7 protein-coding genes are annotated in these 16,303 nt (G+C 59.5%); 3 read left to right on the top strand and 4 right to left on the bottom strand.

Going from position 1 to position 16,303, the window contains the following annotated elements:
• Positions 1-542 precede the first annotated feature (542 nt).
• Together SH664x_RS12515 and SH664x_RS12510 are read left to right on the top strand one after the other, a co-directional pair.
• Positions 543-5,543: a sugar-binding protein gene (locus SH664x_RS12515; protein WP_437201388.1), complete on the top strand. Its 5,001-nt coding sequence runs from the start codon at positions 543-545 to the stop codon at positions 5,541-5,543.
• Positions 5,544-5,790: 247 nt separating this feature from the next.
• The gene (locus SH664x_RS12510) at positions 5,791-7,905 is read left to right on the top strand and encodes a hypothetical protein (RefSeq protein ID WP_437201387.1); all 2,115 of its coding nucleotides are present in this window, start codon (positions 5,791-5,793) and stop codon (positions 7,903-7,905) included.
• 122 nt (positions 7,906-8,027) lie between these two features.
• On the opposite strand, the gene SH664x_RS12505 is transcribed toward SH664x_RS12510, so the two are convergent.
• On the bottom strand, positions 8,028-9,053 hold the full coding sequence (locus SH664x_RS12505) for a helix-turn-helix domain-containing protein (RefSeq protein WP_437201385.1): 1,026 nt from the start codon (positions 9,051-9,053) through the stop codon (positions 8,028-8,030).
• 113 nt (positions 9,054-9,166) lie between these two features.
• Complete coding sequence (locus SH664x_RS12500; protein WP_437201383.1) at positions 9,167-11,284, bottom strand: terpene cyclase/mutase family protein; 2,118 nt, start codon at positions 11,282-11,284, stop codon at positions 9,167-9,169.
• 373 nt (positions 11,285-11,657) lie between these two features.
• On the opposite strand from SH664x_RS12500, the gene bioA reads away from it, so the two are divergent.
• Complete coding sequence (bioA, locus tag SH664x_RS12495) at positions 11,658-13,031, top strand: adenosylmethionine--8-amino-7-oxononanoate transaminase (protein WP_437201381.1); 1,374 nt, start codon at positions 11,658-11,660, stop codon at positions 13,029-13,031.
• A gap of 84 nt (positions 13,032-13,115) precedes the next feature.
• Here bioA and SH664x_RS12490 read toward each other — a convergent pair whose 3' ends face one another.
• Both SH664x_RS12490 and SH664x_RS12485 read right to left on the bottom strand, forming a co-directional pair.
• Complete coding sequence (locus SH664x_RS12490) at positions 13,116-14,834, bottom strand: molybdopterin-dependent oxidoreductase (RefSeq protein ID WP_437201380.1); 1,719 nt, start codon at positions 14,832-14,834, stop codon at positions 13,116-13,118.
• Positions 14,835-15,182: 348 nt separating this feature from the next.
• The gene (locus SH664x_RS12485; protein WP_437201378.1) at positions 15,183-16,142 is read right to left on the bottom strand and encodes a hypothetical protein; all 960 of its coding nucleotides are present in this window, start codon (positions 16,140-16,142) and stop codon (positions 15,183-15,185) included.
• Between the last annotated feature and the right edge of the window lie 161 nt (positions 16,143-16,303).

Below are 16,303 nucleotides of genomic sequence, written 5' to 3'. Positions count from 1 at the left end.
CTGTGCGTTTTTACCAGGTAGCATCAAGGTGCGTCAATGCGATAGTCGGTGTCCATTCCTAAGCCAGCGAACACAAGACTGCGAGTGAGAATGGAGAGTGCAGGTGGACATCGTCGGAATCGTTCGACGCATCCGGGGAAGAAAGGCTCAGTCACAGGTCAAGTCCGTTCTGATTTCCGTCCCATTGAAATGGTGAGAGGACCACCCTCTTCGCGGACTGGCCCTGAAGAACATTGACTTCTGATCGAACCGTTGGTGCCACAGGGCATGAGCATCTGGTCTCACGAAATGCCTGCTGCGCAGACACTGGCGAGAGCAATCTGCGGGAAAAGAATGACGTGCACTGTTGTGAATTGACTTGAGTCAAACGCGTAGGATCGCTCACGATGTTGATCAGCTTGTCCTCCATTTTCGCACCCCTTTCTTCTCAACGTCGGCGGCTGTCAAGGAATCGCTCTCGCCGACCGTCTTTCGGCCCACTTCGCCGCCGCGTCTCCACGCGCAGTACGGCACCTCAGCTGGAGGATCTGGAGACTCGCCTCATGCTGACGTTGCCGGCGGGGATCACCAGCAACGCCATGTACCAGCAGGGGTATCTGGACCTGTACGCCTTCCGGGCGCATTACGGTCTGACGGACAGCGCCAGCCCTACCACCACGCAGATGACCAATAATGTGAACGGTCTTAATACCGCGATCGAAGATGCGATGAATGCGGATTTGATCACATTTCTCAGTCAGGGAACGTACCTCGTCAATAATACGGTGATCGGGCATCAGCCTTCTGGAGAAATGGGAGGCCCTTCGCTAGTCGGCCCGAACGGAGCCGGAGTGGGCTCCCGTCCCGTGATCCGGCTGGCTGACAACACTTTTACCAGCGCATTCACGTCGACCAACAACCTGCAGCCGGTCGTGCGGTTTTATAATGATGAAAAAACCGGTGTCGTCGGTGGAGCGGACTGGGGTTTTGACTTTCAGCTGCGCAATATCACCATTGATGCCGGCCAGGGAAATACCAATGCACTCGGACTGGCGATGGGATCTGCGCAGTGGAGTGCCCTTGAGAACGTCAACATCATCGCCGGTGACGGACCGGGCGGGTACGCCGATGCTTACGCGGGAATGATGGGATTTCCGGGGGCCAGTCAGACGTTGAACAATCTTGAAGTGACCGGCGGGAAGTACGGCATTTATATTGGCAACCCGACTCCGTCGTCGTCCACGCTCTTCACCTCGACCCGACTGATCGATCAGGAAACTTCCGCGATCTACCGCAACTTGTCTGCCTCGGTTTACACGTTCGTCGGCCTGGAGATCGTGAAGGATTCCGGGCCAGTCATCACGATGAACAACAATACCAATTTCCCGTCCAGCACCTCCATGACGCTGATTGATGCGAAAATCACCGTCGGCGGGTCACCGACCTCTGCGATTGACAACTCCGCCGCGGAGAGCATTTACATGCGGAACGTCTATGTGTCGGGGGCGGCCAACGTGATCAAGAGCGGGTCACAGGCTGCGGTGGCTGCCTCGGGGACGTGGACTCGGGTGAATGAGTACGCCTACGCCGATCCTGAAAATCACGCGAACGAGTGGACGCCGTCTGAGAATCTGGCGGTGGACGGTCGCGCCCGGATCTACAACTCCAACGGCTCCACGATTACGGAACTCGCGGAGATCGTCAATGTCGATACGAACGTGGCGGCTCCCCCCTCGTACCTGTTGAGTCAACACCTGATTCCGGATCTTCCCGATTTTCGCAACTCCGCGGCCGTTATCAATGTGAGAGCGGCTCCGTACAACGCTGCCGGAGATGGAGTAACGAACGATCAGGCTGCCATTCAGCAGGCCATTAATGATGCGGCGAATCCTTTATCACCCAATTACAACAAGGCGGTCTACCTGCCCAAGGGGACCTACCTGATCCTCTCGCCGATTACATTGCAGGAGAACACCGTTTTCTTTGGCGTCGCGAACAGGGAGACTGTTTTAAAAGCCCCCGATAGCAGCGCTTGGACCGGCACCGGCTCAACTCCCTATATGCTGACCACGGTGAATAGCGCCACTGCCACGACTTACATGGCGGACATAACCTTCAACGCTCCTGCCCGGCAGACCTATAACGCCGCCTGGGGAATGGACCCCATGGATGATCCCAACCGGATTCCGTGGCTAGAGCTGGTTCGATGGCAGGCGGGCAAAGATTCCGTCGTGGCCAACCTTGCAGAGTCCGGGCAGTGGCAGAGCACTACCTTCGTTCCGTCCGACACGGTTCTGGCGGCCGGCGTCTCTCAGATGATTCTGATCACCGGAAACGGGGGAGGCCGGTGGTTCGGGGGCCCGACGACTATCGTGGGGGGCTCTGTGCGTAACGACTATGCAGGGTTACGGGTTTCCGGGACCTCGCAGGCGTTGACCTTCTACGGGATCAACATCGAGCACCCCCCGAATCCCTCCCTGACGCCGCAAACCGACCAGGATGATGAGGTGCGGGAACTCGCGATCGTCAATTCGTCCAACGTGCGCGTGTGGAATTTCAAAAGCGAGTCTCGCGGCCAGACTGTTGTGGAAGTGATCAATTCGGACAATATCTGGATTGAGGGTGTCAACGGATACGGAGCCGGGACGACAGCCGCACTGATTGAGGTGCGTACCGATTCCAGTCAGGTGATGGCCACCATGACGAGCATGCCCGCCTACGTCGGGATGGGTGGAAACTGGCTTTTGTTTGAAGACCGCCCCACCTACGGCATGCCGCTGCAGTCGAATGACTTCAGTATGGACCTGCGGGATCAGCTCGTCCGATACCAGCTGAATGGGGCCTTCGATGACACTCCGTTTATCCCGTCGTCCGCGAACACCGCCCCGACGATCAGCGATATCACGAACAAGTCGACGAATGAGGACACCAGCACATCGGCCATCTCTTTCACCATCGGAGATGCGGAGACCGTAGCTTCGAGCCTGATCGTGACCGTCACGTCATCGAACGCCACACTGGTCCCAAACAACCCGACCAACCTCGTGCTGGGAGGAAGCGGAGCCAGTCGGACACTGACGATTAATCCTGCATCCAATCAGTTCGGGACATCGATAATTACGGTGACGGTGAGCGACGGCAGCTTGACCACTCAGGACACATTCGTCCTCACGGTCAACAGCGTGAACGATGCTCCCACGATCACCGACATCACCAACAAGACAATCTACGTCAACTCTTCAACTGGCGCACTGGCGTTCACTGTCGGTGACGTTGAGACCGCAGCCGGCAGCCTGACTGTGACAGCGACGTCTTCCAACACCACGCTGGTCCCGAATAATTCAGCGAATCTCGTACTGGGAGGTAGTGGAGTCAACCGGACCTTGAACGTCATTCCCGCAGCTTACCAGTCGGGCAGCTCCACGATTACCGTCACCGTCAGCGACGGGACAACAACGAGCCAGGACACGTTTCTGATCACGGTCAACAACGGCAACGTGAATATCGTGCAGACCGCATCAGCGCCCACGATCGGCGGGAGCGTCGATGGGGTCTGGGCGAATGCCGTGTCGAAGGATATCAGCACGGTCATCAACGGTACGGTGACGAACTCTGCAGACCTCTCCGGCTCTTTCCGGACGCTGTGGGACAGCACTTACCTGTATCTGCTTGTAGAAGTGACGGACGACACCCGGATGGTCGATTCCGGCGCGACCACGCAGTACGACGACAGCGTGGAAGTCTTCATCGATGCGAATAAAGACGCCCCCGGCACCGGCTATGGATCGACCGATTATATGTATCGGTTCACCTGGGACGGTACGTCGTTGACGACGCAGATGTTTCAGGCGGGAGTCTCGCAGACGGTGACCGGTGTGACGGCTGCTGGAGTGAGTACCACCGGCGGCAGCTACTTCATCGAAGCGCGGATTACCTGGGCGGCCTTGGGGCAATCGTCCATCGCATCGGGTGCTCAGGTCGGTCTCGATGCAGCGATTAATGACGATGACAATGGGGGAACCCGCGATGGGAAGCTCTCGTGGTTCAACTCCGCCGATACCTCGTGGCAACACGCCATTAATTTTGCCACCGGGATCCTTTCTCCAGTTGTCAATACGGCTCCGACAATTACGGATATCACTAACAAGACCATGAACCAGGGGACCTCGACCGGAGCGATCAACTTCACGATCGGCGATGCGCAGACATCATCTTCCAGTCTGACCGTGACAGCCTCTTCTTCCAATGCGACACTGGTCCCGAATAATTCAGCCAATCTCGTGCTGGGAGGCAGTGGTTCCAGCCGAACCTTGAATGTCATTCCGGTTGCCAACCAGACAGGCACCTCAACGATCACCGTCACGGTCAGCGACGGCAGCCTGTCGACTCAGGACACGTTCCTGCTCACGGTCAACCCGCAAGGAGATTTGACGATCGTGCGGACATCGTCCGCTCCGACGATCGGCGGGAGCGTCGATGGGGTCTGGGCGAATGCCGTGTCGAAGGATATCAGCACGGTCATCAACGGTACGGTGACGAACTCTGCAGACCTCTCCGGCTCTTTCCGGACGCTGTGGGACAGCACTTACCTGTATCTGCTTGTAGAAGTGACGGACGACACCCGGATGGTCGATTCCGGCGCGACCACGCAGTACGACGACAGCGTGGAAGTCTTCATCGATGCGAATAAAGACGCCCCCGGCACCGGCTATGGATCGACCGATTATATGTATCGGTTCACCTGGGACGGTACGTCGTTGACGACGCAGATGTTTCAGGCGGGAGTCTCGCAGACGGTGACCGGTGTGACGGCTGCTGGAGTGAGTACCACCGGCGGCAGCTACTTCATCGAAGCGCGGATTACCTGGGCGGCCTTGGGGCAATCGTCCATCGCATCGGGTGCTCAGGTCGGTCTCGATGCAGCGATTAATGACGATGACAATGGGGGAACCCGCGATGGGAAGCTCTCGTGGTTCAACTCCGCCGATACCTCGTGGCAACACGCCATTAATTTTGCCACCGCTTACCTTGCCGCACCGCAAACCGCTGCCGGTCCGGAGCTTAGAAATTCGCGAGCTCCGGCACTGAAGTCGTCACAGTTGCAACCCATCCTGCTCGAGGCGATCTCTCGCTGGCAGGCTGCCGGGCAGGATGTCACGGTGTTGGCGGGAGTGCAAATCGAGATTTCCGATCTGCCCGGTAATCTGCTGGGGCTTTCCGCGGGAAACAAAGTTTACATTGATTCCAATGCCGCTGGCTATGGTTGGTTCATCGATCCAACCCCTGAGAGTGATAGCGAGTTCACCACGGGACATGCCTCACGCAGAATGGACCTCCTGAGTGTGGTCAGCCACGAGTTGGGCCACGTGCTGGGCATCGAAGAGGACGGGGAGCAGACTGAAGTGATGCATGAGGGCCTGAAGGTCGGCGAACGACACGTACCCGAAGCAGTGGGCTCAGCGGCAACAGGGATTCCGCCATGGTGGAATCGATTCTTCATGGAAAGTGAGAGTCCGCGAGGACTCTTGCAGAAATTGCGCAGCTGTTTTGGCTCATTATCCTGAGTTCGGTCGTAATCGATGGTCTGTTGCTATCCACGCCATGCAGAGCAGGTTAATCTTCACCGTGCCCACGCTGCTACGTTTGGTAACGTGTGGTGCTCTTATCATCGTGGCGAGAATGGCTTAGTGAAAGTTCAAATAGCTCTGGGAGGAACCTTTGAATTCTTGTGTCAGTAGCCCTGCACCTGTCTGTCGGAGTTTTAATGATATCAGTGATGAAGCAGCGCCCGTTCGGACGGGAACCTTCCGCGTGAATCTGGCTCGTGCTGTGATCGCTGTGGGGGTGTGTCTGCTCGCCATTGGCTTGAGAGGTCGCGCCGTCTATGCCGGATCGGTGGAGGAAACGATCCAGGCTGCCGGCAACTGTGAAAGCGAAACGGAACGTCTGTCGATGTTGCGTTCGCTGGAAACACGCACCGACCTTGATCCCACCTTGCGCGAGGAGCTGAAGAAGCTGATCCCCATTGTTCAGGACTGGGCTGACGGCAAGACCACTCACGTCTCCAGCCCCGGCAGGGCCGCTGAAAATGGCTACTTATGCTGGTTTATTGACGGCAAGCTCATCCGTCCCGCCGTTGAGGGAGGCGAGGTCTATCCACCGGAGCCAGCCGCCGGTTCGCCGCTCCATCCCCTCTGGGCCTACTATCGCGCCCGCTTGCTGCTCTGGCGTCCCATTCAAAGCAGCCCCCTGCTGCGGGTCAGCACGACGCGCGACCTCTATTACGGGGAAGCCCGGAAATTGCTGCAGGAAGCCAGTCAGGCATTTCCGGAGAACCGCGTGATCGGCATGTATCTCGGGAAGCCGATTCCCTGGTCCGCTCCCAACCAGCCTGATCCGTCAGCCCCGGCGTGGGCCAACCTGCAGCGGGAAGGGCTGGAACGTCTGTCCGAGATCGTCCACTGGTGGATCAGGGAACGCCAGCTACCGGACGGACAGTTTGGAGGAGGCTGGGGAGACGATGTGGAAATGTGGCGCTGGTGGGCCCCCGTGCTGGTCGCCTTTGAGGACCCCGAGATGATTGAATCCCAGGTCCGCATTTCGAATGGAATCTTTGCACAGCCTCATTTGCGTTCCGGATTTACGAACCGGGTCTCGGATGTGGAGCATACGAATGAAGATACCACGGATACGATTCTGCCAATGATGCATCTAACTCCGGATGCTCCACTATGGCAGGGCCGGGCGTTGCGTCTGTCGGAACTCATGCGGGATCGCTGGACCGGTCGCAATGAGCGGGGGTTCCTGCAGTTCAAATCGATCTACTTCAGCGACGAAAAAGTCGACGAATCGCCGCGGCGGGCATTTGATACGGTTTATCACACGTCGATTATTCAGCCGACGTTGCTCTACTGGCAGCGCACCAGAGACCCGGAGCTGACAACCCTGTTCGGGGAATGGCTTAAGGTCTGGATCGACGCCACGTTGCGGGAAGAAAATGGCAAGCCGGCCAAGGTGCTGCCCAGTACGATTTCCTGGCCTGCCGGCAAGGTGGGGGTGATTGCCGATGGAAACTCCTGGTGGCAACCGTTTTCAATGTCGCATAATGATCTCCTGTACAACTGGCCGAGCGTCGGCCGACAGATGACGTCGACGATGCTGCTCGCCTGGCATATTACGGGGGACGATCAATATTTCAGGCCGTTGCGGGCCATGGTGGAGTTTGTCCGGGAACATCGCAATGCGTCAGAGAATCCGGAGCCCGGGAGCCACCCCTGGGTCGCGCGGCACATGCAGAGCATCCTCAGTGAAACGCTCTCGAAATACCGCTTCCTTACGAATGATCCCCAATATGATGACATCCTGCGGGCCGGCGCCACCGCCTATACAAAGTTCCGCCTGGATGGAAACGTCCAGCAGCTTGAGAAGGGTCTATTGCGGAACGCGGAAGCATTCCGCTCCAACTGGGAGGGGTACACCAGCGAAATGCGGTGGACAGATCGCGTGCTGCTCTTTTCGCGACACTACCTTCAATATCTCCCGGAGGCGGCGCCCCCTTCCCCCGATGTCGAGCTGCTGTATGCCTCTGCGACCGGTGACCCCGGCCAGCCGACATTCTTTCCGCTGAATGCCGTCCGCTGGCGAACGCCCCCCACAGACATTGCCGCTCTCGTAACGAGGACCACGAGGACCGACTTCGAGGCGGATCTCTACCATTTTGGTGAGGCGCCCCGGGCCTTCGAAGCGGAATTTCTTCTGCTGCAGCCCGGAAAGTATCAGCTGACTGTCTCTTCAGCAGAAGGGCAGCCAGAGTCTTCTCCTCAGTTCAAACAAACATTTACCGTTTCCGGCCCCCGGGTCGTGGTTCCGCTGGAAATTCCCTCCCGTCGACTCTCGCGGATCAAGGTTGCTCCGCTGACTGAGTAGTGGAGTGTGGGCGATCCTGTTTGGTTGAAACGGAGAACGTGTGGTGCGGCGACAGTTGCACGGGTGATCTGCGGGCACGGCTCAATTCGGGAGACCACCGACAGGTCAAATCCTGGACGGCTCTATCGACTGGAGATCGCCCGTGCAATGGCCGCAATTTCATGTGCGAGGACAGCATCTGAAGTTCTCGCGGCGGCGATTTTCTGACAGGCATGGATCACGGTGCTGTGATTCCCGCGGTTGAAGTAGGTTCCAATCTGCAGATAGTTCATCCCCGCTAGTTCCCGCGCCAGATACATCGCCACCTGTCGCGCACGGGAAATCGTCTGCGATCGTCTGGGGCCCTTCAGGTCAGCCACTTTGACCTGAAATCGAGCTGCGCTTTCTCGGGCAATGACCTCCACGTTGACGGTTTTGGCTGGCTGTCGTTCCTGAATCAGGCTTTTCAGATCCGGAGCGGCGGCCCCTTTTTTGCCCGCTGGCAGTTGTCCTTCCGCTCGCAGCTGGGTCAGCAGCCCTCGCAACTCGCGTGGCGAGACCGCGTATTTCGCAGCTGCGGCTTCAATCTTGTCCGGTGGCAACGTCAGTGACTCGGCCAGGAGGAACTGCTCCAGGAGCTTGCGACGGCTGCGTTCCCCCGGGAGTTCCATGTTGACGCAGACGCCCCCGTGGATCCGGTTGACGAGTCGCCGGGAGAGTCCGCCGAGGTCACCGGGCATGCGGGTTGAAGTTAGCAGGACCAATCCCCCTTTGGCGATGATTTCGTCGATCGCCGCCAACAATTGCTGCTGAGATTCCTTGCGGTGATTCAGCGCCTGCAGGTCCTCGCAGGCCAACAGCTGCATGTCACGACGATAACGGAGCTGAAATTGAGGAATCGTGTTTGCCGCCGACGCTTCAGCCAGCTGCGCAGAGAATTGTGAGGCGGTGACGGTCAACACCCGGCCCTGAGGGGCGGTGGCTTCCCAGCTGCGAATCAGTTCCCGCACGAGGTGCGATTTGCCTGCTCCGGGAGGGGCGACGAGGGTGACGAGCCGAACCGTTCGCCGTTTGATTCCAGGGGCCAGTCGCCGCACAGCAGCGATCGCCAGCCGGTTTTCCGGCAGAGGGACGAATCGCTGTGACTCGGGAGACCGCATCGGAAACATGCATCCGGCTGGAAGGAGTCGCCTGAGAGACAACTGCCGACCACGGACCGCTCACCTTCGGGGACTTCGACGGCCTTGATGGCGGGGCGGTTCACTTGTCAGCAGCTGGACTCTCAACCTCGGTCCGCAGTCCGGACTGAGGCGGCATAGCGTCCCAGTGCCATCAGCGGGAAGTAGTGACGGTACAGATGATAGCGTAAATAGAAGACCCTTGGAAAACCGGTTCCGGTGAACTCTTCCTCATCCCAGGTGCCGTCGGCACGCTGGGTCGTGATGAGGAATTCGATGCCTCGAGCCACCTCGGGAGAATCCTGTTCGCCCGCTGCGATCAGCCCCAGCAGGGCCCAGGCAGTCTGCGAGGGGGTGGTGGGGCCGGACCCGCGCAATCCGGGTTCATCGTAGGAACGTGGTGTCTCACCCCAGCCGCCGTTGGCCTGCTGTTTGTCTTTCAGCCATTGAGCAGCAGCCTGCAGACGTTCATCGTTTCGGGGAACTCCAAATTCGGTGAGCCCGACGATCACCTGCCAGGTGCCGTAGATGTAATTCACTCCCCAGCGTCCGTACCAGCAGCTGTCCGCTTCCTGTGCTTTCCACACAAAATCAAGCGCCCGCTGCATGTTCAGCGTCGGCTTCAGACGCAGACGTCCGAGCATCTCCAGCACCCGTGCCGTGATATCGGCCGTGGGAGGATCGATCATCGCGTTGTGATCGGCGAAAGGAACCCGCGTCAGGATCTCGCGGTCATTGTCGGAATCGAAAGCCGCCCAGCCCCCATCCCGGCACTGCATCGACATTGTCCAGCGCACCGCCCGTCGAATGGCGGAAATCATGGGGCGGACCTGACGCAAATGCGACATGAATTTTTCCGGAGCATTGGTCTTGCCTGCCATGCAGACGGAGACCGAGGCTTCATCGGAATTGGCCTTGAGCAGGTTGTCGGACCACTCCTGCAGATCGTCGCCCGGCAGGCAGCGGGCCAGCGCCATCGTCACCATGATGGTGTCGTCGACGTCGGGGTAAAACTCGTTATTGAACTCGAAGTACCAACCTCCCGGCTCCACTTCGGGATGATTCACGGACCAGTCTCCGGCGGAGGTGACCTGCTTCGCCAGCAGCCAGTCGATCCCCTGCACCAGTTGCGGATGATATTCCGGGACACCTGCATCTCGCAGGGCGTTAATGGCGATCGCGGTATCCCAAACCGGCGATTTACACGGTTCGAGCCGCGTTGTTCCTCGTTCACGAATCATCAGTTTTTCGAGTTCGCGGAGCTGGCTTTGCACTTCCGGGGAGTCTTCTGCATACCCCCGGCAGCGGAGGCCGATCACGCTCCAGACAATCGGAGGAAAGATCGCCCCCAGGCCGTCGCTCTCAGGAAACCGGTCGAGGATCCATTGTTCACACAGTCGGGCGGCACGCGCCCGCAGCGGCTTGAGCCCCAGCCATTCAATCCCCTTCCAGGCCCGGTCGATCCACCGGAACAGAGCTTCCCAGTTGATCCGTGTTGGCTGACGCAGACTGTCGAGCTGGGCGGAACTCGGCATGGAGACCGACAGCTGATCCGGGGAAGTCACAAACAGTTCATTGATGCGGTGGGCTTCCGGCAGCTCGCGCTGGGGCTGGTAAGCCCACAGAAGGCTCAGCGGGACGACGATCGTCCGGGACCACGAGGACATTTCATAGATATTGAGGGGGCACCATTTCGGCAGCAGAATCAGTTCCGGAGGGACCGCAGGACATTGTCCGTACGAGATCAGACCGAGCAACGCCATGTAGTAGCGGGTGAAGCTGTTGACCCGTTCCGCACCGCCGTTCTCCAGAATGGCTTCGCGGGCAAGCTGCATATGGGGGGCCTGCGGATCATCTCCCGCGATTTTCAGCACCCAGTAGGCTTTGACGGACGAACTGATTTCGAGCGGACCGCCCGGATATTGCGCCCAGCCCCCGGTCGGGATCTGCTGCTGCCGGATGTATTCGGCACACTCGGCGACGACCGGATCCTGTTCCCGTCCCAGCCAGGCGAGCAACAGCACATACTCGGATTCGAGAATCGTGTCTCCCTGCAGCTCGCCCACCCAATAACCATCGGGATGCTGTTGCGAGAGGAGCCAGTCCCGCGCCTGTTCCATGGCCTGCGTGGCAGGCGTGCGGGAAGAATGTTGCGGCAGGGCGACAGCGGGCATGCGGCGGGCTGTCAGGAGGCTTCCGGATCCGTTTTCACCTGAACTCATTTCAGGAGTCTTTCATCGAGAGCAAACGGCGCTGGGCTCTCGCCAGGCTGTCATCGTGACGCGATGGGCCAGACGCCGACAATTCATTCAGTGACAAGGGGGCGGATAGTAATCAGGCTGCAAACGGAGTCGCAAGACCAGTTCCCGGTGGCAACGTCATAATCTGAGGTGAGGTTTGAGATTGCAGCATTTTCGCCCATGCGGGTGGGGTTCGTCGCCCGGGGTTCCGTTTCTGCGCGGCGCGGAAAACGCCACCTCTCCACCTGTCGATTTTTTGAGAGTGACCCGCCATCATGTGACCGACGCCTGGAACCTCGGTCGGCTCTGAGCGTCACCGTATTTCTGCAGACATTGATGGAAGAGTGCGACTCGCATGGCAAATTCACCAAACGCCGCCACGCTGCGGCACTGGGATCACGAAACCGTCTGGCATCCGTTCGCGCCGATGTCGGCCTTTCGGGAAGAACAGGTCCCCATCATCGAGCGTGGCGACGGCTTTGATCTGGTGGATGTCGATGGTCGGCGCTATCTCGACGGCATCTCCTCACTCTGGTGCAATATCCACGGCCACCGGGTCCCGGAGATTGATCGGGCGATTCAGGATCAGCTCGGGCGGATCAGCCATACCACATTGCTGGGGTTGTCTTCGGTGCCGTCCATCGAACTAGCCCGGGAACTGGTCGAGATCACTCCACCCGGCCTCTCCAAGGTGTTCTACTCCGACAGCGGGTCGACGGCTGTCGAGGTGGCGCTGAAGCTGGCCTACCAGTATCACCGGCAGAAGAAGGGAGGAGCCGAACAGCGGGATCTCTTTGTCACCGTGCAGGGGGCGTATCATGGGGACACCGTCGGCTCAGTCAGTCTGGGTGGGATTGACCTGTTCCACCGGGTTTACGGCAATCTGCTCTTCAAGACGGCATCGATCCCTTCTCCGGTCACACTGCATCGACCGGCGGCGTACTCCCGTTCGGAGTGGCTCGACTTCTGTTTTGCGGAGGTGGAACGCGTCGTGTCCGAAAATGCGGAGCGGATCGCCGCTTTTGTCATCGAGCCGCTGGTCCAGGGAGCGGCGGGAATCCTCGTGCATCCGCCCGGTTACCTGAAACATGTTCGTGAAGTCACCCGAAAACATGGGATCCTGCTGATCGCCGATGAAGTGGCGGTCGGGTTCGGCCGGACCGGGACCATGTTCGCCTGTGATCAGGAACAGGTCTCGCCGGACCTGTTCTGCCTCGCGAAGGGGATTACGGGGGGCTATCTGCCGCTGGCGGCGACACTGGCCACCGAGGAAATCTACGAAGCGTTTCTCGGTGCCCCCGAAGAGGGGCGGACGTTCTTCCACGGGCACACCTATACCGGAAATCCATTGGCCTGTGCGGCGGCGCTGGCCTCACTGGAACTGTTCGAAGAACACCAGGTGATGCGGAACGTCCATCAGAATTCGGAGAAACTGGCGGATCGGCTCGCGGTCTTGCGTGACCATCCGCATGTGGCCGAGGTCCGGCAGAAGGGACTGATGGTCGGGATCGAACTGGTGCGAGATCGCGACCCGCTGCAGCCGTTCCCGGCCGCTCGACGCACGGGGCATCTGGTCACTCTTGCAGCCCGCAAGCGGGGAGCGATTATCCGTCCGCTGGGAGATGTCGTCGTCCTGATGCCGGCACCGGCAATGCCGACCGCGTTGGTCGATAAGCTGTGCAACATCGCCTTTGCCGCGATCGACGAAGCGACAGGCGTGACGAACTGATGCCGTGCGTTTCCTCCGGACTTCCCTGAGTGAAATCCGCATGGAATCGGTACCCGCGATGATCCGTTCGCCCTGCAATTCGGGTCAGCGGGTGGAGAAGTGGCGGGCGTGGGCCATCAGGCGGGTGGCATAGGCCGGTTCGCAGAGGAAGCGCGCCCGTCCGTCGGCGTGCGCAAACTTCCCCTCTTCAAATGGCCGAACGTTGCGGGAGGTGGGAGCGGCTTTTTCCGGAAAGGGCCATTGAATGCCGCTGGCAGAGTCGAGCAGCGCGTAGTCGGTGATACCGGACATGTCGGCCGGGGTGCCGCGCGTCAGCTCTTTCAGAATCTGAAACGCGTCTGCCGGTGAGGTCCAGTCTTCGAAGAGAGTTCCACACCCCCAGTAGTGAGCGATCAGTTTCAGAATATTGAAGTCGGGGAGTGTTTCTCCTGGAGCAATCGTGGTGACATTCAACGTGCCGACGCGACGCTCGGAATTCATGTAGGTGCCAGACTTCTCTCCCCAGCTCGCGCTCGGCAGAACGAGATCCGCATCACTGGTCCCCCAGCCGGATCGGCCGTCCTGCACTACGAGCAACTCCAGCTGTGACAGGACGTCCGGAGGAAAATGTTCTTCCATCCAGCTCTGTGAGCTGCCGGAAGCGAGCACCCAGAGCCCTTTTACCGTTCCTCGGCGAATTCCGTCGAGCAGGTCCGCATGCGAACCGCTCGCCTGCCGGGGGAGTAACGATTCTTCGACGCCCAGACACCCGGCCACGGCATGCCGACCGTCCATGTTTTCAAAATCATGTCCGCCAGGGAGTTGTTTCAGGTTGCTGAAGAGCGCCGCACCCAACCGGTTCCCCGCGCCCGACAGCAGATTCGGTCCTGTTCCCGGTCGCCCGATCTGCCCCGTGAGCAGAGCGAGGTCGATCACCGCTTCCGCCAGACCGGGGCTCTTCGTCACAGCCGGATCAGTCCACAGCGACACCCGTTGTTTGGAAGTCACCAGCCGCGCGAGAGCTTCGATGCGACCTGCAGGCAATCCGGTGGCCTCTGTGACTTTGTCCAGATCATATCCCTGCAGGAAGCGGATGTAGTCCTGAAAGCCCGCTGTCGAGGCGGCCAACCAGTCTCGGTCCACGTTCCCGGAGGTGACGATGCAGCGGGCCAAGCCGTGGATCAGCGCTGCTTCCGATCCGGGGAGGACCAGTACGCTTTCTGCGGGAGGCTGTGGCACCCGTGCGGCATCCGCATGGATGGTCAGCACCGTAGCGTGCGCGTTGAGTTGAATTCGGTTCCAGAGACCGGGGGACCGCTGCTCCCAGTTGTCGCCGATCAGAAGGATCAGATCCGAGTCTTCCAGATCGGAGTAATGAAACGGCGGCATCTCGTATCCGAATGCCCGCTGGTACGGACCGGGACCAGGGGTCGTCGTCCAGTCGCCAATGGTTGCACCGTACTGCAGCCCCATTCCCGTCCGTGCCAGAATTCCCTGCAGCGCCAGTTCTTCATTGGTCAGCTGTTCGCTGACAAGGTACGCCACAGCCCCCTTGCCATACCGCCACTGGATTTCCTTGGTCCTGCCGACGAATTCGCGCAGGGCGAGGTCCCAGTCCACGGGGGCGAGTTCGTTATGAGCATTCCGCTTGAGAGGGGTGAGAATACGCTCGGAAGCAGCGTTTGTTCTTCGGCCGGAAAGAGAGTGGGGCCCGGAGAGCCGTTCGGTCCAGTCTGGTTTTCGAGCCCCTCCGGCTGAGTGAATCGCGTAGAGCTGGGACAGCGGATGATCGGCTCCCCCTTCTTCGCAGGGCATGGAGGTCATGCGATTTCCCTCCCTGAACTGCAGTCGAGGTGCTTGACGGATTGGTACAACGGGGGCGGACATAATCGCTGACGGTCGAAGTGAGCGACTCCTCTCGCGCGGAATGACGACGGGGAGCCGAAGGGTTTGGGAGATCAGTTTCTCCAGGGGCGGGTTCGGAGCAGGATGCGGCGAAGATCAGGGTACGGCCGCTGACAGGCTGAGCGGGGCTGCTTGTGAACGTAGGCCGGACAGGGGAGCGGTGCAGTGCGAGACATGCGAAAGAAGGCGGCGACGGGATCAGGAGTCCAGAATTTCAGTCGGGAAGAAAGATTCGGAAACCACATTGAGCACATCACCTTTCCGGCTTCAAGGGAGTGTCGAGATGTCAGGGACTTCCACTCGGAGAGAGCCCTGGAAAGACTCCTGGAGTCGACGATAGAACCCCATGGCATTGCGCGGCCGCAGCTGCGTCACCGCAGAGAGCCGAGGCAGATTCCGCAGATCGGCGAGGAGGTCTTCCAACTCGTCCCGAATTCCGAGTTTGTCCTCCACGACGACCTGCTGGACATGTCCACTCCCCCCTTCGAGGCATTCCAGCCAGTCGGCGAGCGTGTCTCCGGCACGGGCTGTCGAGAGGTAATAAGCAAGACAGGCGTCCAGAGTGCGGAACAGCCTGGTTAACGTCACTCGCTGGCCGATGGGGCGTGGTGACTCTGGCAAAGAGAGGGTGTACGTGGAATCGATTTCCGCCGGGAATTCCCCCGCTGGCGAGAAGGGACGTCGGCGTCGTGCACTGGGGCGAATTGCGGACGTTGTCGATTGTGAGTCGATCTGCGGGTGGCAGTCGATGGAGAAGTGACTTCGCTGCAGCGGAGGCTGACCATCGGAGCCCGGTTGAATGCTGATCACAACATCCGCGGGAAACTTCAACTCTTCGTAACGCTGCTGGAGTTGGACTGCGAGGTCGCTGATGGGAGAGACGGGCGCGGCTGCGTTGAGGCGCTTTCGGGCAAAAAATGAATCAGGTTCCGTGAGCGGAGAAGGCCTGGGCTGCAGGACTTGGTTGTTCCGTTTCGCGTGTTTCCAGTTCTCCGCTGAGTCGTCGCGGGATGACAGCAGAATAGAGTCGAGCAGCGGGCGACAGATCTCACAGCCAGCCCCTCGACCGTACCGGGCAAGTAATCCCTGGACACTCTGTAGTCGCTTGGTCTGGACCAGTGCTGTGAGTTCCGTGCGGGAGAACGGGAAGTGATCGCAGATGCCGACCGGAGCCCCCGCGGTCGTCACCATCGTCGGGAGCATTCGCGAAGGAGGCGGCAGACTCATGCTCGCAAATTTCCGGGCCTTGCTGAGAGAACAAGATGACCCTCGAAAATGGAGGGGCAACGTTCAGATCAGACGAATCACCGATTGCAGTCGAGTGGAGCACGACTCAAGCTGCGAGAGGGGAGACCAGCATTGCACCGAATACCGATGCAACGGGTGTG

The organism is Planctomicrobium aquicomposti, from assembly GCF_051466325.1.
GTDB lineage: Bacteria > Planctomycetota > Planctomycetia > Planctomycetales > Planctomycetaceae > Planctomicrobium.
The sequence above is the reverse complement of the archived record's forward strand: the minus strand, read 5'-3'. Positions and strand labels throughout refer to the sequence as shown.

Coding starts and splice junctions, on each gene's coding strand:
- SH664x_RS12515 (WP_437201388.1), top strand. CDS start 543: ATGCTGACGTTGCCGGCGGGGATCACCAGCAACGCCATGTACCAGCAG.
- SH664x_RS12505 (WP_437201385.1), bottom strand. CDS start 9,053: ATGTTTCCGATGCGGTCTCCCGAGTCACAGCGATTCGTCCCTCTGCCG.
- SH664x_RS12500 (WP_437201383.1), bottom strand. CDS start 11,284: ATGAGTTCAGGTGAAAACGGATCCGGAAGCCTCCTGACAGCCCGCCGC.
- bioA (WP_437201381.1), top strand. CDS start 11,658: ATGGCAAATTCACCAAACGCCGCCACGCTGCGGCACTGGGATCACGAA.
- SH664x_RS12490 (WP_437201380.1), bottom strand. CDS start 14,834: ATGACCTCCATGCCCTGCGAAGAAGGGGGAGCCGATCATCCGCTGTCC.
- SH664x_RS12485 (WP_437201378.1), bottom strand. CDS start 16,142: ATGAGTCTGCCGCCTCCTTCGCGAATGCTCCCGACGATGGTGACGACC.